The sequence below is a fragment of the Allosphingosinicella deserti genome, assembly GCF_003012735.1.
Taxonomy (GTDB): domain Bacteria; phylum Pseudomonadota; class Alphaproteobacteria; order Sphingomonadales; family Sphingomonadaceae; genus Allosphingosinicella; species Allosphingosinicella deserti.
Window position 1 is genome coordinate 763,198 of sequence record NZ_PXYI01000003.1, and the last position, 24,157, is coordinate 787,354.

The window sequence follows — 24,157 nt, forward strand, 5'->3', positions numbered from 1 at the left end:
CCCCCTCTCTGGCATGACTTGGCTGCGCGGCTTCGCATGCGTACGGCGTCCGCATGCCAGTCAGAGCCTTTCGACCCGACGATGCTGCGGCGATCGCCGCGCTCTTCTACGCCGCCGTGCACGAGATCGCCGGGCGTGATTATAGCGAGCGCCAGGTGAGGGCATGGGCACCCGACGTGCCGAGTGTCGACCGTATCCTCCGATGGGCTGGCGACGGCCGCCTGTTCCTCGTCGCAACGGATCGCGAAGACGCGCCGCTCGCCTTTTGCGATCTCGAGGCCGACGGTCATATCGATCACCTCTTCTGCCGCCCGGACGTCGCAGGCATCGGCGTCGCGTCCGGCCTGTACGACACGCTTGAGGCAGCAGCGCGAACCCAGGGGCTGGCCCTGCTCTACGTCGAAGCGAGCGAACCCGCACGCCGCTTCTTCCTGCGTAAGGATTTCGCCGTCACGGAGCGCCGCGACTTTGAGATCGGGGGTGTGCCCATTCACAACTACCGCATGGAAAAGCGGCTCTGACCCCTTTCAATGAGACATGGCCAGTAGCGGCGTCGCATGGCCGGCCCTGGCGGTGCTTCGGCCCCTTCGTGGGGCGTGATCGTGGAGCGGAGCCGGGGCCGGCAGGTCGTCGTCGATCATGATCGTCACGTCGGCATCAACCTCGCGAACGCATCCGTAACGAGTTGCCGACTTTGTCGAACAGTCCTTTCGAACATATCCGGCTTCACGCTGGCGCGCCGCAGCCTCACTTGTGCTCCAAGCCCGATCCGGGGCGCAGAACGGAGTGTGAGATGAGCTACGCAATCATTGGTTCGGGTGCGATCGGCAGCGCGCTCGCGCGGGCCTTCGCCCGCAAGGGGATCGACGTCGTCATTGCCAACAGCCGCGGCGCCGCGTCGCTCGGCGCGTTGACCCAGTCGCTCGGCGACACCGTGCGCGCCGCCGAGCTGACGGAGGCGCTCGCCGCCGACATCGTCATCCTTGCGGTGCCGTTTGACGCGGTCGGATCGGCCGTCGCCGGGGCGGACGCATGGAACAAGCGGATCGTGGTCGACGCAACCAACGCGATCGACTTCCCAGCCTTCACGCCGCGAGACCTTGGCGGGCGTCCATCGTCGAAGATCGTTGCCGAACAGGTGCCGGGTGCGCGCGTTGTCAAGGCGTTCAACACCATTCCGGCGGCGATCCTCGCCTCGGATCCGGCCGACAGCGGCGCCAACCGCGTGCTGTTCGTCTCCGGAAACGAAGCGCATGCCAGTCAAGAAGTGGCCGATCTCGCCGAGGAGCTTGGCTTCGCGCCGATCATCCTTGGCGCGCTCGACGACGGCGGCCGCCTCCAGCAATTCGGAGGACCCCTGACCGGCCAGAACCTGCTGCGGAGGAAATGAGCATGTTGTATCCGGGGATGGCCATGGCCCCGGATGCTGCGAACCGGGGCGTCAGCGCCCGCTGACGATCGGATGGCTGAGGCGGACATCATCGAGCAGTCGCTCGACTGCCGCGATCTCGCTATGGCTGCCGGACGGGGCAACCGACCAATTGCAATGCGGGTGGGTGGCCGCATCGAGAACCCGCACTGGTCCGATCGCGATCCGCCACTGGCGCCGGGATCCGCCCGCCTTGCGGACGAGGGTGGTGATCAGTAGATCCTGGAGTTCGCTTGCCGTCATCGCGCCTCCTTCTCCGGGCGCGCCGCGGATAGCAATCGCAAAAACTTCCAGGCCGGATGCGCGTTCAGGATGGTGCAGCGGTCGAGCCGCGGACGATCAGCTCGAACGGCAGCACGTTCGGAGTGTCGTATGCGAGCTCGCCATTTGCGGCCTGGATCAGCAAGCCGGCGGCGCAGGCGGCCATCGGTGCAATCGGCTGGCGGATCGCGGTCAGCGGCGGGACGCTGAACTTGACGATCGGGGTGTCGTCGAAGCTGATGATCGAGAGGTCGCGCGGCACTTCGAAGCCGAGGGAGCGCGCGACTTCCAGTGCGGCGAGCGACATCTGGTCGCTGCTCGCGATCACCGCCGTCGGCCGCTCGGCGAGCGACAGCAGCGATCGGGTCGCCTCCGCGCCGGAGGCGAAGGTGAAATCGCCCCGGGCGACCAGATCGGGAGCTTCGGGTAAACCGGCGGAGTGCATTGCTTCGCGGTAGCCCTCCAGCCGGGCACCGCTCAGCGCATATTCGTCGCTTCCGGTGATGAAGCCGATCCGGCGATGCCCGATGGCGAGGAGGTGCTCGGTGGCGGCGGCGGCGGCCCGCTTGTCGTCCATCGAAATGGCGAAGCCCGGGCCAGTGCCGGTCGAACCGATGCGCGCGAACGGGATGTGTCGTCCGGTCAGCATCCCGGTGATGATCGGATTGTCGCCGTGCGGCGGCGTGAGGATCACACCGTCGGGGTGCAAGGCGGCGAGGGCGGCGCCGAGCTCGCGCTCGACATGGGCGCTGTGGGTATCGACCAGCTCGACGATCATTCGATAGCCGTGCCGGGCGCATTCCAGCATGCCGCCGAGCATCATCTGATCGACCCAGTCGGTGCCGTCGCCGGAGCGCCACCCTTCGATCGTGCGATCGCGGTCATTGAGCGCGAGCAACACGTAGGAGCGGGTGCCGCCCATCCGCCGCGCCGCGAGGCTCGGCACGTAGCCGAGCTTCTCGATCGCCGCGCGGACGCGCTCCTTGATTGTATCGCGGACGTTCGGCCCGCCATTGATCACCCGCGACACCGTCTGCAGCGACACGCCGGCTTCGGCGGCGACATGTTTGATCGTGACGGCGCGCGGCCGCCGCGCCGCGCTGTCTTCGTTCGGCATATCGGTCAAGCGGCCCCCATCAGGATCACGGCCCCCCCGGGCACAGGTGCTTCGGTCACGCCGCCGCAGCCCGAACGGCGCCGCAATAGTGTTCGACATAGGCGGAATGCTGCGGCAGGCCCGCCACCGTCTTCGTCACGGTCTCCCGCAACATCGTCAGCAATCGCGCAAGTTCGTCGTCGCGCAGTTTTTCCGCGATCGGATGGTAGGCACGGGGCATGATCCCCTGGCCCATCATCACCTGCACCCAGCTGTTCTCGGCGAACAATTCCTCATTCTTGCGGAACACGCGCCCGGTTTCGCGGAACAGTTCGATTTTTTGCGCAAGCGTGTCCGGGATCTCCATCGTTCCGCAAAAGCGCCAGAAGGCGCTGTCGCGGCGTTCCGTCGCCTTGTAGTGCAGGATCAGGAAGTCGCGGATCTGCAGCATGTCGGCATGCTGCTGATCGTTGAATTCGGCGATGTCGCGCGCGCTGATCTCGTGCAACGGCATCATCCGGATGAAGCGCAGCACGGCGCGCTGGATGAGGTGGATGCTGGTCGATTCCAGCGGCTCCATGAAGCCGCCCGACAGGCCGATCGCGACGACGTTGCGATGCCACTGCTTGCGTCGCGCGCCGGCGCCGAAGCGCAGGAAATTGGGCTGGGTCAGCGTCTGCCCTTCGATGTTGCCGAGCAGCCGCGTCAGCGCCGCGTCCTTGTCGAGGTAGCGGCTGCAGTAGACGATGCCGTTGCCGGTGCGATGCTGCAGCGGAATGCGCCACTGCCAGCCGGAATCATGCGCCATCGCCCGCGTGTAGGGAACCGCCGGGCCGACGCTCTCGGTCTGGATCGCGATTGCGGAGTCGCACGGCAGATAATGGGTCCAGTCGTCGTGGCCGGCATGGAGCGCCTCCTCGATCAGCAGGGCGCGAAAGCCGGTGCAGTCGAGGAAGAGGTCGCCCTCGATCCGCAGCCCGCTGTCGAGCTGCAGGGCTGCGACGTTGCCGCTTTCGCCGTCGAGCTCGACCCGCGCGATCTTGCCCTCGATCCGGGTTGCGCCGTCGCCTTCCGCCATGGCGCGGAGGAACTTGGCGTAGAGCGTCGAATCGAGCTGATAGGCGTAGTTCATCGCCTCGTCGGGCAGATGGGCGAACTTGCCCTCGAGCGCCGCCTTCAGTTCCAGGCAATAAGCATCGTAGGGATCGTCATAACCCTTTTCGCGCCCATGGAGCCAGAAATGCTGGAAGCCGGCCGACCAATGATCCTTGCCGGTCATTCCGAACGAATGGAAATAGCTGTGGCCCGGCTCCTTCCAGCCGTCGAACGCGATCCCGAGCTTGAACGTCGCCTGGGTCGCCCGCATGAATTCGGCTTCGTTGATGCCGAGCAGGCGGTTGAAATTGACCAGCGGCGGGATGGTGGATTCGCCCACGCCGATCGTCCCGATCGCATCGGATTCGACGAGGGTGAGATCGACGGCGCGGCCCATCGTCCGCGCGATCGCCGCCGCCGCCATCCAGCCGGCGGTGCCGCCGCCAGCGACGACGATCCGGCGCAGTCGCCGATCCTCGGGCATGGTTTCGTTCATCGGCTGAGGGCTCGCAGAAGGAAAGCACGGATGCGTCCGGCGCTCTCGGGGGTGAGCGGCGCAAGGATCGAGCGTGCCTGGGGTGGGATATGGGCGACCACAGCCTCGTCATTGTCGAAGACATAGTGGTCGAACAGGTCGCGCCAGTGCTTCTTCTCGTGCGGAGGGAGATCGCGGATCGCCATCATCGCGTGGTTCAAGGCATCCTGTGGCTGACCCAGCCAGCGCGGTGTCTCTCGCCACCAATAATTGATCAACACGTTGAACGAATCCAGCCCTTCGACATGATGCCACCACATCGACGGAATGTAGAGCGCGTCGCCGGCGTCGAGCTCCGCCACTTGCGCCTGTTCGAGTGCCTGTCGGAAGCGCGGGTATGCAGCATAGTCCGGAGCATGGAAATCGACCATGCTGACGGCGCGGCCCGCAGGCGTATTGTCGACCGGGCCAAGATAGAGATTACGGAACTGATCCGGCGGAAACAATGTGAAGCGCCGGCGCCCGACGGCGACGCAGGCGAGATTGTCCGGAAAGTCGTTGTGCGCGGCAATCCGCGTCGGCGTGCCCATCCAGATGGAGGCCAAACAGGAACGCTCGCCGAGATCGACGTGGTTGGCTTCGTGCAGTCCGTCGAAGAACTGGCCGACGTCGATCGAGGCGAGATAGATCGGCGAAGTATCGCCGCTGTGCTCGCCCCGGTCGATGCGCTCGAATACTTCCGGCAGTCGTGCACTGACGTTGCGGAAGTTCATCGCCATGGCATCGTCGTAGAACATCCGCCCACAACTATCCGGGGCGCCGATCGAGACGACGAACGGCACATCACGATGCCGCTCCACCAGATAGTCTCGTGCCTCCTTTGCCGAGTTGCGGCCGGCCCGGACAAGCGGCCATTCGGACACCAGTCTCCGCACGACAAAGGGCGCCCTGGCGCTGCGGAGGGCGGCGTCGAGCTCCCCCGGATCGGCGACCGTGATCTCCGGAATTCGCGGCAGCATAGCCAACGGAGCACCTTCGGCGTCAGCCATAGGCTAGGCGCCGGTTCTTGCGTGCGACCAGCGCGCCCAGATTGGCAAGCGACGCGAGTGCCATGAAGATCGGCATCAGATGGCCGTCGGCGTGAAGGCTGGACAGGGACTGTGCATCGAGTGCTCGAAAGCGATCCTCGTCGATGACGTGAAAACCGACCAGCCGGTTCGTGCTTCCGTCGTCGAGGGTGATCTCGAGAGACATCGGTTCGAGCAGGTCGTGGCGCTTCAGCGCGTCGAGGAACGCGGCGGATCCCCGATAGCCTTCATCCAGCGCACCCAGTTTCTCGGTGATGCCGTCGAGATAGGGGGTGGGCTGCCCGAACTCGTCGAAGAGACGCATGCCTTCCTCGCCGGCGATGCGCGGGCTCGCCATATCTATATGCACCTGCCGCGGGCCGGTCCCGTCGATCGCGCCACCGATCAGGAACGGCTGGATATCGAGCGCGAGAGGAATGTAGCGCGCGTCCCAGCGTCCATTGTCGAGGTACAGATTTTCGCCCGCCTCGAAGCCGAACATCGCCAGGGCGTTGAAAGCATCCCGCTCCAGGTTGAGCCGGAACAGGATCGCATATTCGTTCTGTACCTGCCGGAACTCTGCCGGAACGGTGATGCAGCACATCATTGCATCCCCGAGTTCCGGGCTCCGGTCGGTGCGAATTCTGAGGTCGCGGTGCGCCGCGGTGTCGAGAATGGCATGTTCGGACATTTAGCAGGTCGTCACCAAAGGAGGGGAGGAAGTAGCCTGAGCGCGCAACGCATCGAGATAGGAACGATTGGTCGGCAGGCTGGCGGCGAGCGCCCGGCCACGCTGTTCCGCCTGGCGCAGCAGCGGCTCGACGGTGCTGGCTGCGTCCGCCTGCACCGGCGCCTGCGCGGGTGCCGGGAAGCCCATGCCGTAGAGCACATATTGGTAACTGGCCGCCGGAAAGATCTCGTCGGCCATCGGCAGATCGGCACGCGACGGCGCCTGGTGCCGCCAGATCTGCAACAGCTCCGACAGGCGGGCCGGGATCGAGGCCGGATCCCGGTGGGCACGCCAATAAGGCTCCGAGCGCCGGCTCAGCACATAGTGAAGCTTCAGGAACTCGACGATGCGATCCCAGCGGTACAGGAACAGCGCGTTGAACCGGCGCGCGTGGATGTCCATGATGCCGCGGGTCACGGGGAAATTGTCGAGCAAGGCGTCGAGCGAGAGTTCGATCAACACGATCGCCGAGGCTTCGAGCGGCTCGAGAAATCCGGCGGACAGACCGACGGCGAGACAATTCCGTTCCCAGAAGCGCTGGCGGTGGCCGGAGCGGAAGGTCAGCCGGCGGAACGCTCCGGGATCAACCGGGATGCTCGGCGCAGTCTTGCGCAAATAAGCTTCGAGCGCCGCCGCTGCCGTGTCGTCGCTGGCATGGGCCGACGCATAGACGCATCCGATGCCTCGCCGGGTGGGGAGGCCGATGTCCCAGATCCATCCGGCGGAATGGGCGGTTGCGCATGTCTGGGATGCGATCGGGCTCTCCGGCGCGACCGGCACCTGCACGGCAAGCGCGCGATCGTTGAACAGCACGTCCCTGCGATCGACGAACGGAACACCATAATGTTCGCCCAGCAACAGGGCTGAATGTCCGCTGCAATCGAGGAAGAGGTCGCCTTCTACGGTGCCCGTCGATCGAGTCCCCACCCCCGCGATATCGCCGCTTGCGGCGGCTTCGACCGAGACGACGTGGTCGCGCACATGGCGGACGCCCAGGCGCTGGGTCGCGTGGCGCCTGAGCAGGTCGACGAGCTTGCCGGCGTCAAGATGATAAGCGTAATTCAGGGCACCGGCGAAATCGGCCATGGTCCGCTGACGGGGCGCCAGATTGAGACCGCAAGCGCGTGCCTGCGGGCTCACCGTCTCGGCGAAGCTGCGGGCATCCGACGCTTGCCAGGCCTGCACTACCGCATCCGGATCGGCCTCCACCGGCGGCGTGAAGGGATGAAAATACTGGTCGTCGGCTTCGCCCGAGACCCAGCCGTCGAAGCGGGAGCCCTGCTTGAACGCCGCGTCGCAGAACAGCAGGAATTCGGCTTCGGATATGCCGATGCGCTGAAGCGTTCGGCGCATCGTCGGCCAGGTGCCTTCGCCGACGCCGATGGTCGGCACGTCGGGGGATTCGATCAGAGTGACGTGGAGCGGCCCGGCAGGAGCCCGTTCGGTCCGCGCCGCGATCAGGCATGCCGCGAGCCAGCCTGCCGTCCCACCACCCACCACGACGACGCGCGTGACGGCCGCTTCGCGCGGCGGAGGCAGGTCTTGTGTGTCTCGCTTGTGCACCGAAGGCGTCCGAATTTTCCTTGTGCCGGCAATCTGCCCGCGCGAGGCAGGAAAAGCCACCCTGAGACGGGAGGCATTCGATCAGGAATGCCTCCCGCGCTTGTACGCTCAGAAGGTGAAGCGAAGCCCTGCCGAGTAGCGGGCATAGCCCGGCTGCGAGAAGGTCACGAAATTATCCGACCGGCGGTGACCGCGGCGCCGCTCGCCCGTCAGGTTGATCGCTTCAACGAAGGCGGTCAGGCCCGGGATGAACTCGTAGCTGGCGCTTGCGTCGACCTGGCCATAGGCCTCGACATAGGTCGGGTCGAACGCACCCCCGGCGTAGAACTCATCGCGCCAATTGTATGCGACACGCGCCTGTATGCCGCCCTTGTCGTAGAACAGCACGGCATTGGCGCTGTCGCTGAGGCCGGTAAGTGCGAACTGGCCGATGTTGGGGTTGATGTTATTGTCGTACGTCGCGTCGCCCCGGACGATGGTATAGTTCAGGATCGCTCCGAAGCCAGTGTTCCAGAACTGGTGCTGGACAGCGAATTCCCAACCGTGGATCTTGGCGGTCTGATCGCTGTTGAACGGCTGGTTGATCTTGAAATTGAAAGGGTTATCTCCGGCTATTCCAAAGATATTTCCTCCAAGGTATGTTACTCCATCGATGATGGTCGAGCCCGTTACGTCCGAAGAGTCCGGGAAGTTGCGCAGGATGTAGTCTTTCACCCGGATCGCGTCGGTCGTGCCTAAGGCTGCCACGGCCGCCTGGTAGCGTGGCCCGTCGCCGGGGTTCAGTAGGCCAAATGCTGGAGTTTCGATCTGAGTCGTTCCAATGAAGTCCTGCACGTTCTTCCGGAAGAAGCCGACAGAGACGTAGCTGTCCAGGCCATAATACCACTCCGCCGAAAAGTCGATGTTCTTTGACTTGTATGGAAGGAGGCCAGGATTTCCTTGACTTCCGGTGCCTCCGAAAATGCGTGGATTCGAGTCGATCGTCCGGCCTCCCTGGAGGTTCGCATAATCGGCGCGCGTTATCGTATGGCTATATGAAGCACGCAACTTGACATTTTCCAATGGCTCGATGTCAAAGTCGATCGCTGGCAGCCAATTATCGTAATGACCCCTGAAGCGCGTAAAATCGCTCTCGCCCGAGTAGATGATCGCGAACTCATTGGCGGAAGTCCACTGGGTGCCGGTCGGTATCGGAACCAGTGCACGGGAATCGACGCTTGTCTGATCGTAGCGGAGGCCCGCGATGACGTGCGCCCGCCGGCTGAATGCGTCGAAGCCGGCGTTCAACTGGATGTATGGCGAGATCGTCTTCTCGCGGATCCGACGATCGACCGTAAAGTCGGCAAGACAGGTGCCCGCCTGCGCCGAGCCGGTCCGGGGATCGCTGCAAATTTGATATTTGCTCTCGAGCAGGTCGGCCATCTGCTCGAAATTGAATACGTAAAGTGACGAAATCATGCCCGACGTGCCGGCGCCTGGCACCCCATCGAACTTGTCCGGCACGGAGACGAGGTCGAACAGGTCGTCGGGAGTTTGTGATGCTCCGCCGGGGAGCCCGTCCCACCTGTCGTTTTGAATGAAGCCGTAAGCGGAGCGAACCTTGTTGTCGACGTAGGAGAAGCCGACGTCGATGCTGTCGAGGAAATCGCCGTCGTGGTCGTAGCGGCCTTTCAGCTGCACCTGGTTGATCTCGTCCCGGAAGTAAGCGTTGCGGAACGAATCGCCCGTAGGCGTGATCAGTGCCGCGTTGAGCGGGTCGATGCCGGGGTACATCGTCACCGAGATGACCGGCAGGTCCTTTTCGAAATTTACCGTCTGGCTCTGCACGCCGAAGACTGCGTTTCCAAGCGAGGTGCTGGTGCCGTACTTGTTGGTCGGCTTGGATTCCGCCGTCGAGTGATGCGCATCTAGCGACACCGTGACTCGGCCGGGTGCCTCCCAGGTGAGGTTGCCGCCGAGCGATTTGTTCTCGGTCCGATTGGCCGTGAGCGCGCCGCTGTAGGAGAGATCCTTTCCGGGCCCGAATCGCTCCGTGTAGAAGATCGGACCGGCATTCGGACCATCCGTCCAGGAGCTGGACGTGCCGCCGCTTTCGGAGTTGAACCAGATGCCGACGCTGCTGTCGCGCACTTCGACGGTGTTACGCGAGTAGGTGTAGTCGACTGTGGCCGTAACCGAGTCGATCGGCCGAAATTGCAGCGCGACCTGTCCGTTGATCCGTTCACGCTTGATGTCGATGAGGTCGTAGGCGGCGCCTTGCGGAATCTCGTAGACGTCGTTCGGGCCGGGGCGATTGGTGATGTTCGCTGCGCCGGGCGTGCCGGGCTGCGGCAGCAGCCCTTCACTACCGATAAAGCCGTCACGGAAACCGACGCTGGCAGAGTTCACGCTCGCCTTGCGCTTCTGGTACGAGCCAGAGAACAGGATGCCGAAACGACCGTCCGCGAACGTATTTGAGAAGATTCCGGACACTTCGGGCGTGATCGGATTGCCCTCGTTGCGTGACGTGTCCATCACGCCCTTGACGGCGATACTGCCGCGCATGCCCAGCTTGTCGAGCGCCCGCGGCGTGCGAATGTTGATGCTGGAGCCGATGCCGCCGGACGGGACGGCCGCCCTGCCGGTCTTGTAAACCTCGACCGCTGCGATGCCCTCGGACGCGAGATTGGCGAAGTCGAACGAGCGGGAGGCGGGCGCGCTGGCGCCATCGCCAAGCGAAGCGGTGGGCATTTGCCGACCGTTGAGCAGGACCAGATTATATTCCGGACCAAAGCCGCGAACGGTGACGGTGGAACCCTCGCCATTGGCGCGGTCGATCGAGACGCCGGGTATGCGCTGCAGTGACTCGGCGAGATTGGTGTCCGGAAACTTCCCGATATCTTCGGCTGAGATCGCGTCGACCACACCCTGGGCGTTACGCTTGATGTTCGCCGCAGCCTGCAAGCTGGCGCGAATGCCGGTGACGACGATCTCGTCGCCATCGGCCGGACCCGCCTCCGCGGCCTGCTCGGGAACCTCGGAATCGCCCGGTGCCCCGACGGTGTCGTTGGCATCCTGCGCGGCGGCAATGCCTGGCACGGCGGCGATCGCAAGTGCCGAGGCGCCGATGACGAGATGCGAAAGCGAACGAGCTCGGAAGCTGCGCATAGATCCTCCCCTGATTTTCTGACAGCGCTGTCTTGCGATGCCGTTGTGAACGTTCACTCTCGGAAGCAGGGGAGCCTGTCAAGATCTATTGAGGGTCCGAAACGGAGAAAATGAGAACGTTATCAGCAAACGGTTTCAAGCAGCGCACGAATGCTGGAAACCTGTGACCGCGCTGCAACGCATATCGGTCATGCGCGCTCTTAGAATGCCGTCCCACAAGGGGCCGTCATGCCACCGAGTCGGATACCATGCCGAGGCACTGCGGCAGGCGGTCGTACGCAACAATGCTGCGCTCCCGCCGCGGGAGCGCAGCCTTCCGGACTGTTCAACGAAGGTGCGGCCGCGTCAGAAATCCTTGCGCAGCAGCAGCCCCGCATAGCGCTTGTCGTCGCGCGGCACGAAGCGCGTCGAGCCGGCGGCGGATCCGTTCTGCAGGAAGCTCGAATAGCTCTCGTTGGCGATGTTCTTGACGAACAGCCGCGCCTGCCAGTCTCCCGGCGTCGACAGCAGGGCGATGCTGGCGTTCCAGATCGCGTAGGCGGGCTGGATCGTGTGCGCTGTCGCCGACAGGTTATATTGCGTCTCGGTGCGGAACGAGATGTCGGACTGGAGCTCCAGCTGCAGGTCCCCGCTCACCGCGAAGCGGTATGCAGCGTTGGAGTAGAGCTTGAACTTCGGCGCGAACGGCAGCGGCTCCCCGTTGATGTTGCAGCTCGTCGGCGCCCCGACCGGGCAGTTGAATTCGCGGACCTCGGCATCGGTGTAGGCCGCGGCGATGTCGATCGTGAATCCGCGCGTCGGCCGCAGCGTGAAATCGCCCTCGATGCCCTGTGCGCGGACCGAACCGGCGTTGATCAGACGGGTGACCTGCAGCCCCTGGACGGTGTCGGCAAAATTCGCCTGATAATCGTCGAAGTCGGTGCGGAATGCCGCGAGGCTGTAAGAGAAGCTGCGGTCTGCGGTGTTGCCCTTGATCCCGAACTCGAACGCCTTCGACGTTTCCGGCTTCAGCGGCACTTCGTCGAGCGGCACCACCGGCCCTGCCAGCGAGTTGGTGGTGTTGAGCGAGCGCATGTTGAAATAGACGTTGTAGCCCGGACCCTTGTAGCCGCGCGAATAGGTGAAATAGGTCTGCGCGCGCTCGCCGAGGTCGAGCTGCAGGCCGAGCCGGTAGCTGTCGCCGCGCTCGCTCAATTTGCCAGTGGCATTGTGGTAGGAACGGATGCCCGGGCGATCGAGCGCGGGGTTGATCGCACCCTGGTTCGTCGGATCGTTGGTCGACGTGCGGACGTGATAGAAGTCGATTTCGTCCCACACCGATCGATAGCCGGCGATGCCGCGGAAACGCTCCGTGAAGTTGATGTTGGCTTCGCCGAACAGGGCGTAATTGTCGTTGGTGATCCCGTAATTGGCGACCCCGGTGGTGGTGACCGGTCCGGGCAGGGTGGTGATCGTGCGCTGGTAGCGCTCGTCGGTGTCGGCATGCAGGTAATAAGCGCCGAGCACATAATCGATCAGACCGCCCTTGGGCGAAGTCAGCCGCAGCTCCTGGGAGAATTGGCGGGAGTCGACGTCGCCGAAATCCTCGCCCTGGGGAAATCCGACGGCGAGGGTTGCGATGCCGTCGAAATCCTGGTGCTGGCGGTTCAGCCATTTGCGCCAGGCGGTGATCGCGGTCAGCTGATACTCGCCGAGGCCGAGTTCGCTGGTCAGCGATACGCCGAAATTCTTGTCGCGGACATCGGCGTTGAAATTGTTCGCGGCGGTGCGGTTGGTCGGAGAGGCGACCACGCCAAGGCCGGCGAGGATACCGGCGAGTGCCGGTGAGTTATTGACGACGCCCGTCGGATAGACGGTCTGCGACGTGCGCTCGTAGATCGCGGTCGGCACGATGTCGTGCGAATTGAGATAGTCGCCGATCAGCGTGAAGCTCAGGTTCGGCGCCGGCGTGAACAGCAATTTGCCGCGGGCGCCATAACGACGGAAGCCGTTGACCTCGTCGCCGGTGACGATGTTGCGGGCGTTGCCGTCGAACTTGGTGTACAGGCCGCCGATCAGTGCCTTGAGCGTGCCGGGGATGATCGCGCCGGACACGCCGGCCTTGACCCGATATTCTTCGTCGGTCGTCGCTCCGACTTCGCCGAACGCCTGGAGCTCGTCGGTCGGATTGCGGGTGACGATGTTGACCACACCGGCGCTGGCATTCTTGCCGAACAACGTGCCTTGCGGCCCGCGCAGCACTTCGATCCGCTCCACTTCGCCGAGATCGAGCGTCGACTGACCCGGGCGCGTGAGGACGACTCCGTCGAGCACGGTCGAGACCGATGGCTCGACGCCGGGCGAGGTGGTGATCGTGCCGACGCCGCGGATGAAGATCGTTCGGTCCTTGTTGGACGCGCCGGTGCGGAACTCCACGGTGGGCACGGTGGTGCTGATATCCTGGATGTTGTGGAGCTGGCGGTCGTTCAGGGAGTCGCCGCTGATCGCCGTGATCGCCACCGGTACGTCGAGCACGGATTCGTTGCGGTAGCGCGCGGTGACGATGATCTCGCCTTCCTCGCTTGCGGGCGCCGCCTCGGGCGCCGCACTCTCGTCCTGCGCCTGCGCGAAGGCCCCGGCCGGCGCGACCAGGCTGCTCGCGAGTAGAAGGGCGCGAAGCGCGCGGAAGCGGTGATAAGGCTGCATGAAACGTCTCCCCGTATGTTATGTCGACCAATTTGGTAGAGAATCAACTTTGCGCCGTCAATGCGCGCCGGCGAGCCTGATTTCCGGACCGCTCGGCTCCGCACGCCGGATCACCGGGAGCAGCAGATGGATCCAGCCGAGAGCGAGCAGATACGAGCTTGCGGCGAACAGGAAGAGCGGCCCGTAGCCAAGCCCCGCGGCAAGGACGAGGCCGGCGATCTTGGCGATCGCCATGCCGCCGAGATTTCCGCAGAAGGCGCCGAAGCTGGTCACCCGGCCGACCTTGGCCCGCGGCGTGACGTCGGCGATCACGGCGAACAAGGTGGTCGAGAAAGCCTGGTGGCCGCCGAGCGCGAGCGCCAGCAGGAGCACCGACGGCCAATAGGAATCAAGCTGCAGCGCAAGCGGCAGCGGGGTGACGCACAGCGCCGCCACGAGCATCACGCTCTTTCGAACCGCGTTTTCGCTGCGGCCGCGATTGAGCAGATAGGCGGCGGCGGAGCCTGCGATCAATGATCCGATTGCGGATCCGCTGTAGGCGATGGCAAGCGGCGGCCCGAGTTCGGTTCCCGAAAGCCCGAACTGGCGATTGAAGAAATCCGGCATCCAGAACAGCATCAGCCACCAGGTGGAATCGGAGAGTATCTTGGCAACCGCGATCGCCCAGGTGCGGCGTTCGGTAAGGATCGGGCCGTAGGGGGCAACGGGCGCGTCGGCGTCGGCTGCATCTGCCGGCTGCGCGGTGTCGGAAAAGCGGATGCCCCTGGTCGCCAGCAGCCAGGCCGCGGCCCAGACGAGACCGGCAAGGCCGGCGATGACGAACGCCGATCGCCATCCCCAGAGCGCGGCCACGGCAGGGATCAGCAGAGGGGTCACGATCGCGCCGAGGCTGTTGACGCCGTTGAGCAGTCCGAAGGCCAACGAGCGCACGTCCGGCGGGAAGATGGTCGCGATGCTCTTGATACCGGTCGGCGTTCCCATCGCTTCGGTCGCGCCGAGCGACGCGCGGACCAGGATGAACTGTGTGAAGCTGCTCGCCCATCCATGCGCCATCGCGGCGAGACTCCAGGCGGCCACGCCGACCGGATTGGCCCATTTGATGCCGAGCCGGTCGACGATCGCGCCGGTGAACAGAAAGCCGATTGCGGCGGCGCCCTGGAACCAGGCGGCGAGCGAACCATAATCATTGTCGCTCCAGCCGAGATCTGCCGAGATCACCGGCTTCAGCACCGATATGATCTGGCGATCGACGAGGTTGAGGATCCCTGCGCTCAGCACGAGCACGAACAGCAGCCAGCGGCGGCGCGGCGACATCGTCACGCGAAGGCCACCTGGCGGCCGTGCGCGAGCAGCCGCACCGCATTGCGGCGCGGTTCTCCGGAGGCCGGATTGAGAAGCGGCTCGGGCGTGTATTGCGCGAGATAGACGCGGCGCGGCGCGGCGCTCCGATTGGTGCCGCTGGCGTGGAGCAGCAGGCTGGAAAAGGCGACCACGGTACCCGCTTTCGCTTCGATCGCGACACCTGCGTCTGGCGGAGATGCGGCGAGGTCGTTGCTGCCCGCGCGGCGCGTGTGCGGAAGCAGGCCGCGGTGATGGCTGCCGGGGATGATGGTGATCGTGCCATTCTCGATCGTCGCATCGTCGAGCGGGCACCAGCAGGTGAGGTATGGCCTGTGCTCCGGCCCGCCATTGCCGACGACATAGCCGGAATCCTGGTGCCAGCTGAACGCCATCCCCTGTTCGGGCCCTTTCACGACATATTGATCGAGGAAGAAATAGGCGTCGCCGCCGAGGGTCGCGCGGCAAATGTCGGCCATGGCCGGGCTGAACAGCATTCGCCGCAAGGCGGGGCGCTCGCGCTGGCACTCATTGGCGAAATAGCGGCTGCCGCGGTGGCTGATCCCCAGACAATCGGTGCCTGCCTGGTCCATGCGGGCGTTCTCGCGAGCGACGAAGCCGTCGCATTCGTCGCGCAGAAGCGTCAGCAGATCCTCGTCGAGCGCCGCTTCGAACACGGCATAGCCGTCGCGCGCGAAGTCATCTTTCCGTCCCTGATAATCCATGGACCCTCCCGCGCCGAAATTAGGCGGCGGCGGGAGTCGGCACCAGTGAGATTCTTTTTGCCCGACGCCGCGCGCGCGTGGCCGATATTGCCAAAGTCGGCCCCGATTTTGGCAGAAACAACCTGGGAGCCGGGCTCTTGGTCAGCCGGCCTCGAGTGGCCCATGGTCGAGGCGTGGAAGGACGTGACGTGCGAACAGATCGGCTTCCGCCGCATGCGGGTAGCCCGACAGGATGAAGGCATCGATGCCCTCGGCCCGATAGGCCTGCAGCTTGGCGAGCACCTGATCGGGATCGCCGACGATCGCAGCGCCGCAGCCGGAGCGTGCTCGGCCGATCCCGGTCCACAGATTGTCTTCCGCATAGCCCTCGCGGCTTGCCGTCTCGCGCAGCTCCGCCTGGCGGCGGACTCCGGCGGACTGGCTGTCGAGCGACTTGGCACGGATCGCCGCGCCTTCGGCGTCGTCGAGCCGCGATAGCAGGCGGTCGGCGGCCGCGCGCGCCTCCGCTTCCGTCTCGCGCACGACGACATGGACCCGGTAACCGAAGCGCAGGCTCCTGCCGTGGCGGGCGGCACGCGCGCGCAGATCGGCGACGATCTCGCGAACGGCCTCCATCCGGTCCGGCCACATCAGGTAGACGTCGGCGCCCTTGGCGGCGGCTTCGCGTGCGTCGTCCGACAGGCCCCCGAAATAGAAAAGCGGGCATGCGCCGGAGACGGTGGTGACTCGCGGCGGATCCAGCTTGAGTTTCCAGAAGGTCCCGTCGTGATCGAGCGGCCGGCCGTCGAGCAAGGTGCGCAGGATGTGCATCGCCTCGAGCGTGCGCGCATAACGTGGCGCGCTGTCGAGTTTCTCGCCGGGAAGGTCGCTCGAGATGATGTTGACGGTGAGGCGTCCGCCGAGAATGCGGTCGATGGTGGCGATCTGACGAGCGAGTTGCGGTGGCCAGCTCTCGCCGATGCGCACCGCCATCAGCAATCGGATGCGACGGACCAGCACTGCGATCGCCGCAGCGAAGGCAGTGGTGTCGATGCCGAGGGCATAGCCGGACGGGAGCAGCACATTGTCGAAACCCCCGGTCTCGGCCTGGAGAACGATGTCGCGGCAATGTTCCAAGGTCGATCGCAGCCTTTCGTCTGGAACGCCGAGGAACTCGTAATCGTCGTCGCACAGGGCGGAAAACCAGCTGACTTCACATCGGTCCACGACATTTCCTTTCGAGCGCCACTTGGCAATTGATCGGCCCTTGCAGCGCCGGCGCGATTTGGGAAGAGGGCTCCCGAAGCGATCTCTTGCACAGGAAAAGCGTCGATGGGAGACCACATTCGTTACGGCATCGTTGGCACGGGCATGATGGGCGGCGAGCATATCCGCAACATCCGCCTGCTCGACGACGTCTCGATCACTGCGATCGCCGATCCGGTCGAAAGCTCGCTCGATTGGGCCGCGCAGTCGCTCGGCGACCAACAGCCGGCGCGGTTCCGCTCGGCCGAGGAACTGGCCGAGAAAGGCGAGGTCGATGCGGTCATCGTCGCCTCGCCCAACTTCACCCATCGCGCGGTGCTCGAGCCGTTGTTCGACCGGGGCCTGGCGATTTTGTGCGAAAAGCCGCTGGCGACGACGATCGCAGACGCGGACTGGATCGTCGAGCGCGCGGCGAGGAACCCGGCGCCGTTCTGGACGGGTATGGAATATCGCTACATGCCTCCGGTCGCGCGGTTCATCGCCGATGTCCATGGCGGCCGCATCGGCGCGCTGAAGATGTTGTCGATGCGCGAGCATCGCTTTCCCTTCCTGGTCAAGGTCGGCGACTGGAACCGTTTCTCGCGCAACAGCGGCGGCACGATGGTCGAGAAATGCTGCCATTTCTTCGATCTGATGCGGCTGATCGTCGGCGCGGAGGCCGAGCGTGTCTATTGCTCGGGCGGGATCGACGTGAACCATCTCGACGAGCGCTATGACGGCGAGACCCCGGACATCCTCGACAACAGCTACACGGTGGTCGATTTTGCCAACGGCGTTCGCGCCATGCTCGATTTGTGCATGTTCGCCGACGGCGCCGAGCACCAGGAGGAGATTGCCGCCGTCGGCGATGCGGCGCGGCTCGATGTCCTGGTGCCGCCGGGCGATCTCGTCTTCTCGCCGCGCGTCGGCTTCGGCGCGCCCAAGCAGGTCGTTCGCGAACATGTCGCGGTGGACGATATGGCGATGGAGGCGGGTTCGCACCACGGCGCCACCTTCTACCAGCACGCCGCCTTCGCCCGGGCCGTCCGCGGCGAGGGACCGGTGGAAGTCACCGCCGAGGACGGGCGGCGGGCGGTGTTGATCGGCGCAGCGGCGGAAATCAGCGCGCGGGAGAAAAGAGCGGTGGAAATGCGCGAACTGGATACGACTGGGTAAACGTTTATCCGTTCGGGCTGAGCCTGTCGAAGCCCACTCTTCTGTTGCTCAAGCAGGGGAAGGGGAGGGCTTCGACAGGCTCAGCCCGAGCGATGATCGGGCGCCGAACGGGCTCAGGCACCCAAGTTACGCGCCGATCCCTCGCGCAATTTTCGCACCAGGTCGCTCAATGTCTCCGCCGGCGCGCGGAAGAAGCGGGGCGGGAACGGGGCCGCCGCCGGTCCCTTGGGGTCGCGCAGCTCGTTGCGGACGCCTGCATCGGCGCTGAGCGGGATCGCCATGCCGCCGGTCTGCTCGAGAATGCCGAACAATTTCTTGCTCATCGTCTCGGCAAGCGCCTCGTGGCCAGGTCGCGCGAGGAGGTTGTTGGCCTCGTGCGGATCGGCGTCCAGATCGTACAATTCGTCGATGTCCCAGATGCCGTGGAAGTGCATATATTTGTACCGGTCCTCGCGCAGCGCATGGACGGTCGGAGTCTGCGGGAAATTGCGTTCCCAATAATATTCGTAGAGCAATTCGCTGCGCCACGGCACGGACTTGCCCTGGGCGAGCGGCAGCGCGTTCGAACCGGCCATGTCCTTCGGCGCGGCAAGCCCCGCAGCGGCGAGCAGGGTCGGGGCGACGTCGATATTGGCGACGACCTCCTGAACGGTCCGGCTTTGCTTGCCGAACAAGGCCGGGCAGCGCGCCAGCATCGGAATGCGCATCGATTCCTCATAGGCGGCGCGTTTGTCGATCAGCCCGTGCTCGCCGAACATGAAGCCATTGTCGCCCATGTAGAGGATCAACGTTTCGTCGAGTTCGCCGCGCTGCGCGAGCAGATCCATGATCCGTGCCAGCCCTTCGTCGACGGCGAGCAACGTCTCCATGTAGCGCTTGTAATAGTCGCCGACATCGAGCGTGCCGTGATAGGGATATCCGACGCCGTGCCAGCTGTTGCGCTGGTTCTCGACCCAGGCGGGGCGCCCCGCCGCGCCGGCCGCCATCGTCGGGGGAGTGCGATAGGTCTCCTTGTCGTAGCGGCCCTTGTGACGCTCGGCGGGGATGAATTCGGAGTGGACCGCCTTGTGCGCAAGGTGGAGGAACCACGGCTTGCTGCGGTCCCGCTTGTCGATCCAGTCGAGCGCATACTCGGTCAGTTCGTCGGTGATATAGCCTTTTTGCGGCACGCGCTTGCCGTTGACGTTGAGCCCGTCGGCACTCGGCAGATAAGTGCCCTGGCCCTTGAAGCTCACCCAATGGTCGAAGCCCGGCTGCGGCTGATCGCCTTCGTCGCCCATATGCCACTTGCCGATGAATCCCGTGGCGTATCCCGCGGCCTGGAGATGCTGCGGGAAGAACACCAGGCCCGGCGGAATCGGGTGATTGTTGTCGACGACCTTGTGCTGATGGGCATAGAGGCCGGTGAAGATCGAAGCGCGCGACGGCGAGCACAAGGCAGTGGTGACGAAGGCGTTGCGGAAGTGGACTCCTTCGCGCGCGAGCCGATCGAGCGTCGGCGTGTCGCCGAAGCTCTGCGCGCGCATGAAACCCATCGCGTCGTAACGATGGTCGTCGGTCAGCACGACCAGGATGTTGCGCGGCCGCACGCCCGGGACGCGCTCGAGGCGGAGGTCGGCCCGTTTGCGCGGCGCCGCGCCCGCCAGCGCCGCCCAGGAAAACAGGCCGAAGGCGCCGCCGCTTCCGGCCAGCAGAACACCCCGGCGATTCACATCCTTGGTCATCGATTCGTCACTCCGTCGTCCGCGCATCGCTGCGGCATGGGCATAGCTATTCACTGTTGATACCGGCGGCAATCGAGCGCTGTTGAAACTCGATTCCAACGGTGCGCGCCGGCCGATAACACGCGCCTTCCCACGGTCGCTCACACGCATTCTGCCTAGCGCAGCCTCTCCGCCGGCGCCTCGCATCTGCCGGCACATCCAGCGAGAGCAGGGAAAGGCAAGATCATGAACAACGGCAAGCTACACGCGCAAGGCAAGACGCAGGTGAAGAAGGATGACGAACCGCAGGGCTTCAGCCTGGCGGCGGTGAACGCGACGTTCATTCCGGCGGCGGGGGTGTTGAGTACCATCGCCGACGGGCTCGACAACAATGTCGTCGTCGCCCGCGATGCGGCCGGCAGTTTGAACGTCAACGGTGGCGCGGTTCCAATCGTCGGGGGAAGCCCGACGATCGCCAATACCCGGCTGATCCAGATGTTCGGCCAGGGCGGCAACGACGTCCTCACCCTCGACGAGCGCAATGGCGCGCTGCCGGACGCCAATCTGTTCGGCGGCGCCGGCAACGATACGCTGACTTCCGGTTCTGGAACCGACCTGCTCTTCGGGCAGGCGGGCAATGATATCCTGCTCGGCAAGGGCGGTAACGACCTGCTGTTCGGCGGCGCAGACAACGACACGCTGATCGGTGGCACCGGCGACGATCAGATGTTCGGCGAAGCCGGCAACGACCGCATGATCTGGAATCCGGGTGAGGGTACCGATCTGATGGAGGGTGGGGCCGGCATCGATACTGCGGAAATGAATGGGAATAATGGCGCCGAAAGCTTCACCGCAACGGCGAACGGCACCCGCGTTCGCTTCGACCGGGTGGCGCCCGCACCCTTTGCGCTCGACATCGGCACGACCGAAGATCTGGTCGTCAACATGAACGGGGGCGACGACAGCTTCTCGGCGGCCGGCAATCTTGCGACACTGATCAGGCTCACCGTCGATGGCGGCACTGGCAACGACAGCATCCGCGGCTCCAACGGCAATGACATCCTGCTCGGCGGAGACGGTGACGATTTCATCGACGGTCAGCAGGGCGCGGATATCGCCTTGCTCGGCGCCGGAGACGACGTCGCCGCATGGGATCCGGGCGACGGCAACGATGTGATCGAAGGGCAGGCGGGCTTTGATACGTTCGTCATGAACGGATCCAACATCGCTGAGGGGATGGCGGTCTCGGCCAATGGCGGCCGTATTCTCTTCACCCGCAACGTCGCCAACATCGTCATGGACCTGAACGACGTCGAGGCGATCAATGTCAATGCGATCGGCGGGGCCGACACGATCACCATCAACGATCTGAGCGGCACTGACGTAAGCGAGGTCAACGTCAACCTCGCTGCTCCCGGCGGGACCGGCGACGGCGCAGCCGACACGGTCGTCATCAACGGCACCGGCGGAGACGACGTCGTGTTGGTGTTCGGAAATTCTGGCGAGGTGACCGTTCTCGGCTTGGCCACCGAGTTGCACATCACCGGGTTTGAGGCGGGCCTTGATCGGCTGGTCTTCAATGGGCTCGGCGGTGACGACATCGTCGATGCTTCAGGACTCGCTTCGAACGGCATCCTGCTCACCCTTGATGGAGGGACCGGCGACGACATTCTGATCGGCGGCGATGGAAACGATGTTCTGCTTGGAGGCCTTGGCGAAGACGTGCTGATCGGCGGACCCGGGCTCGACATCCTCGACGGAGGGATCGAGGCAGACGTGGAGATCCAGAGTCTGGTCGATTTCAGCCCATCGGCGCTGCCGCCGATCCTCGCTTCACCCGAGATGCTGATCGGCTGACCCGCGGGTTTGGCCGGGCGCCCGCTCGCAACCCCCGGGGCGGGCGCTTCCTTTCAACGGAAAACTCCCTCCAACGAGACGGATACCATCGTCTTGCGCCGCGTTCAGGAAAACTTGGGTAAAGGTGTTGGAGCGGGATTTGTCGACCAGAGTAGAGAAGGCGACGAGACTTTCAGCAGAGCAGCCCGCCGCATCGACCCCCCAAGGTTTGGCCGATCGCAAGGAGTTGGCGTTCATCGCCATGGAGCGCACACGCATGCCGATGGTGGTGACGGATCCGCGGCAGCCGGACAATCCGATCGTGCTCGCAAACCAGGCCTTCCTCAATCTCTCCGGTTACTCCGCGGACGAGGTCGTGGGACGGAACTGCCGGTTTTTGCAGGGGCCGGACACCAACGAGCGCGCGATCGGCGCGATCCGCGATGCGCTTGCGTCGGAGACTGAAATCACGATCGAGCTGCTCAATTATCGCAAGGACGGGACCAGCTTCTGGAACGAGCTGTTCCTCAGTCCCGTGCATGATGACGACGGCCGGCTTCTCTACGTATTCGGCTCGTGCAAGGACGTCACCCGGCGCAACGAGGCCAACCATCTCAAGGCCGAGGAGCATCGGCTGCTCAAGGAAGTGGATCACCGCGCCAAGAATGCGCTCGCTCTGGTTCAGGGCATCGTCCGCCTCAGCTCGGCGGAAGATCCAAAGATCTATGCGGAATCGGTGCAGGGGCGGGTCGAAGCTCTTGCGCGTGCCCATTCGATCCTTGCCGCCGGAAATTGGCGCGAGGTGCCCTTGCACCGGGTCGTTACCACGGAAGCGGAGCCGTTCGGGCGCTCCCGCATCTCTATCGAAGGCCCCGAGTTGCTGCTGGCGGCCGAACAGGTTCAACCGCTGATGCTCGTGTTGCACGAAATGTTTTCGAACGCCGCCAAGCACGGGGCGCTCTCCGCGAGCGCGGGAGTCGTCTCGATCCTCTGGCGCAAGGCCGAAGACGGACGGATCGTGCTGGAATGGCAGGAAACCGGCGGCCCTTCCATCGACGCGGAGCCGAAGCCCAGCTTCGGTTCGATGTTGATCGAGACGACGATGAAGCGCCAGCTCGACGGCCGGGTGGGTTTCACCTGGAAGGCTTCGGGTCTCGAGAGCCGGCTGGAGATCGCGCCGATGTCCCCTCGCGGCGTTCCGGCCCGTTAGCCGGAGGTCGATTTCGATCGCGTTTTCGCCGGTAAAGCCGATTCACTCCTATAGAGGAGGTGTGGAGCCCGTCGGGGCATTTCGCGCAGCTCCTGCGGCATAAGCGCCACATCCGCATCACCCCTTACGTAGCCTCCCGGATCTGTGAATCCGCCGCGAGATCATGCATTTCAAACACGTCGGCCGGGAACAGGCGCTGGCCGACGAATGCGATGATCCGAGGAGAGACGAAGTGACCGCCAGCGTATCCAAGACCACGATTGCTCTGGAAGCTCTCGTCGCGGACGTTATCGCCAATCGCGCCGATGCCGGTGCCAGGCAAACCGGCCGTCAGCGTCTCAACACGGATCGTGCCTTTGCTTCGATCCTTAAGCTCATCGCTCCGCGTATTCGTCACTTCACCCGTCAATATGGTCTGGTTGCGCATTGGGAAGACGCTGAGCAGGCTGCCGCGATCGCCGTTCATCGCGCCATCGAAGCCTATGATCCGGCCAAGGCGCAGTTCACCACCTTCGTCAATTGGCAGATCCGCGGCGAGATGCAGAGCCTGCGCTTCCGCCTGATGACCGACCAGCGCTCGTCGGCGAAGAAGGTCGAGGCGCTCACCGTCTCGCTTCAGGATCTCGGCCGCAGCCACGACGGTGAGGATATGCCGTTCGAAGCCACGATCGAGGACGAGGATGCGCTCGGCGCCACCGAGGCCGGCGCCTCCGCCTATCTTGCAAAGGGTGCAACGGCGGCCCTGATCGACGACTATATCGACCATCTCCGTGCAGTCGGCATCGAGCAGCTGAAGAAGCGCCCGCGTGCCAAAAAGGCGATCGAGAGCCAGCCCGGCGACATCAAGGATCAGCTTCCGGTCCGCCGTCCGCGCTTCCGCGAGATCGACCCGGTCGAGCTCGCCGGCCTCGAGCAGAAGCTCGTCCGCAACCGCGCAATCGTCGAGCGCCGTGTGTTCGAAGCCGGCACGCTCGATGCGCTGGCGCTCGACACCGATCTCACCAAGGAGCGTGTCCGTCAGATTACCAAGCGCGCCGCCAAGACGATGGGCGAGCTGGTCGCGGGCAGCTCCAAGTTCCAGGTGATGGCCGAATACAAGGCTGCCGCGGCCGGTAAGGCAAGCGCCCGCACCGCGACCGGCAATGTCGTCGCGATCGGCGCCTTGCCCGCGCAGACTTTTGTTCCTGCACCGGAAGACGCGCGTCAGGCAGCCTGAGAGGCGCGTAGCTGAGCAGCTCGTTTCCGGGGGGCAACGATCGCCGTTGCACTGCCAGCCGATCAATCGACGAACTTCGGCACCACCGCACGGGGGCTGACGCCGATCCATTGGCGCTTGCTATCCGCAGGGGCGAGTCGCCTTGGGTGGATTATCGACGATTAAGCGCGCGGCTTTCACG

The 24,157-nt window shown here is 64.5% G+C and carries 18 protein-coding genes; 6 read left to right on the forward strand and 12 right to left on the reverse strand.

From position 1 onward, the window contains the following. Positions 1 to 53: 53 nt before the first annotated feature. Together C7I55_RS11775 and C7I55_RS11780 are read left to right on the forward strand one after the other, a co-directional pair. Positions 54 to 521, forward strand: coding sequence for a GNAT family N-acetyltransferase (locus C7I55_RS11775; protein WP_106513088.1), 468 nt, complete (start codon positions 54 to 56; stop codon positions 519 to 521). A gap of 272 nt (positions 522 to 793) precedes the next feature. Continuing rightward, positions 794 to 1,390, forward strand: coding sequence for an NADPH-dependent F420 reductase (locus tag C7I55_RS11780; RefSeq protein ID WP_106513089.1), 597 nt, complete (start codon positions 794 to 796; stop codon positions 1,388 to 1,390). 51 nt (positions 1,391 to 1,441) lie between these two features. On the opposite strand, the gene C7I55_RS11785 is transcribed toward C7I55_RS11780, so the two are convergent. The 11 genes from C7I55_RS11785 to C7I55_RS11835 all read right to left on the reverse strand — a co-directional run bounded on the left by C7I55_RS11785 (position 1,442) and on the right by C7I55_RS11835 (position 16,817). After that, positions 1,442 to 1,672 (reverse strand): hypothetical protein, encoded by a 231-nt coding sequence (locus tag C7I55_RS11785; RefSeq protein WP_106513090.1) that lies wholly within the window; start codon positions 1,670 to 1,672, stop codon positions 1,442 to 1,444. Between the two features lie 64 nt (positions 1,673 to 1,736). After that, complete coding sequence (locus C7I55_RS11790; protein WP_106513091.1) at positions 1,737 to 2,807, reverse strand: LacI family DNA-binding transcriptional regulator; 1,071 nt, start codon at positions 2,805 to 2,807, stop codon at positions 1,737 to 1,739. 55 nt (positions 2,808 to 2,862) lie between these two features. Then, positions 2,863 to 4,377, reverse strand: coding sequence for a tryptophan halogenase family protein (locus C7I55_RS11795; RefSeq protein WP_233222164.1), 1,515 nt, complete (start codon positions 4,375 to 4,377; stop codon positions 2,863 to 2,865). Continuing rightward, on the reverse strand, positions 4,374 to 5,405 hold the full coding sequence (locus C7I55_RS11800; RefSeq protein ID WP_106513092.1) for a cupin-like domain-containing protein: 1,032 nt from the start codon (positions 5,403 to 5,405) through the stop codon (positions 4,374 to 4,376). Before C7I55_RS11800 ends, C7I55_RS11795 begins: the two co-directional genes overlap by 4 nt. Continuing rightward, on the reverse strand, positions 5,398 to 6,114 hold the full coding sequence (locus tag C7I55_RS11805) for a SapC family protein (RefSeq protein ID WP_106513093.1): 717 nt from the start codon (positions 6,112 to 6,114) through the stop codon (positions 5,398 to 5,400). Before C7I55_RS11805 ends, C7I55_RS11800 begins: the two co-directional genes overlap by 8 nt. After that, on the reverse strand, positions 6,115 to 7,716 hold the full coding sequence (locus C7I55_RS11810) for a tryptophan halogenase family protein (protein ID WP_233222165.1): 1,602 nt from the start codon (positions 7,714 to 7,716) through the stop codon (positions 6,115 to 6,117). A gap of 108 nt (positions 7,717 to 7,824) precedes the next feature. Then, positions 7,825 to 10,863, reverse strand: a complete 3,039-nt coding sequence (locus C7I55_RS11815) for a TonB-dependent receptor (protein WP_106513094.1) — start codon at positions 10,861 to 10,863, stop codon at positions 7,825 to 7,827. A gap of 345 nt (positions 10,864 to 11,208) precedes the next feature. Continuing rightward, positions 11,209 to 13,548: a TonB-dependent receptor gene (locus C7I55_RS11820; protein WP_106513095.1), complete on the reverse strand. Its 2,340-nt coding sequence runs from the start codon at positions 13,546 to 13,548 to the stop codon at positions 11,209 to 11,211. Between the two features lie 57 nt (positions 13,549 to 13,605). After that, on the reverse strand, positions 13,606 to 14,862 hold the full coding sequence (locus tag C7I55_RS11825) for an MFS transporter (protein WP_106513096.1): 1,257 nt from the start codon (positions 14,860 to 14,862) through the stop codon (positions 13,606 to 13,608). A gap of 2 nt (positions 14,863 to 14,864) precedes the next feature. Next, positions 14,865 to 15,611 carry a phytanoyl-CoA dioxygenase family protein gene (locus tag C7I55_RS11830; RefSeq protein ID WP_106513097.1) on the reverse strand — a complete coding sequence of 249 codons (747 nt, stop codon included), beginning with the start codon at positions 15,609 to 15,611 and terminating at the stop codon, positions 14,865 to 14,867. Between the two features lie 141 nt (positions 15,612 to 15,752). Further along, entirely contained in the window at positions 15,753 to 16,817 is a 1,065-nt protein-coding gene (locus C7I55_RS11835; protein ID WP_233222166.1) for an LLM class flavin-dependent oxidoreductase, read from the reverse strand. A gap of 105 nt (positions 16,818 to 16,922) precedes the next feature. Between C7I55_RS11835 and C7I55_RS11840 the strand changes: the two genes are divergently transcribed. Continuing rightward, positions 16,923 to 18,011: a Gfo/Idh/MocA family protein gene (locus C7I55_RS11840; protein ID WP_199192793.1), complete on the forward strand. Its 1,089-nt coding sequence runs from the start codon at positions 16,923 to 16,925 to the stop codon at positions 18,009 to 18,011. A 113-nt stretch (positions 18,012 to 18,124) separates the two neighbouring features. Here the strand turns inward: C7I55_RS11840 and C7I55_RS11845 are convergent, their stop codons facing one another. Next, the gene (locus C7I55_RS11845) at positions 18,125 to 19,735 is read right to left on the reverse strand and encodes a sulfatase family protein (RefSeq protein WP_106513098.1); all 1,611 of its coding nucleotides are present in this window, start codon (positions 19,733 to 19,735) and stop codon (positions 18,125 to 18,127) included. Between the two features lie 225 nt (positions 19,736 to 19,960). Between C7I55_RS11845 and C7I55_RS29215 the strand changes: the two genes are divergently transcribed. The 3 genes from C7I55_RS29215 (at position 19,961) to C7I55_RS11860 (ending at position 23,976) form a co-directional block, all read left to right on the forward strand. Further along, complete coding sequence (locus C7I55_RS29215; RefSeq protein WP_106513099.1) at positions 19,961 to 21,571, forward strand: calcium-binding protein; 1,611 nt, start codon at positions 19,961 to 19,963, stop codon at positions 21,569 to 21,571. 139 nt (positions 21,572 to 21,710) lie between these two features. Then, a complete protein-coding gene (gene lov, locus C7I55_RS11855) occupies positions 21,711 to 22,760 on the forward strand; it encodes a blue-light-activated histidine kinase (RefSeq protein WP_106513240.1) in 1,050 nt (349 codons plus the stop codon). A gap of 232 nt (positions 22,761 to 22,992) precedes the next feature. Further along, positions 22,993 to 23,976: a sigma-70 family RNA polymerase sigma factor gene (locus tag C7I55_RS11860; RefSeq protein WP_233222167.1), complete on the forward strand. Its 984-nt coding sequence runs from the start codon at positions 22,993 to 22,995 to the stop codon at positions 23,974 to 23,976. Positions 23,977 to 24,157: the final 181 nt, after the last annotated feature.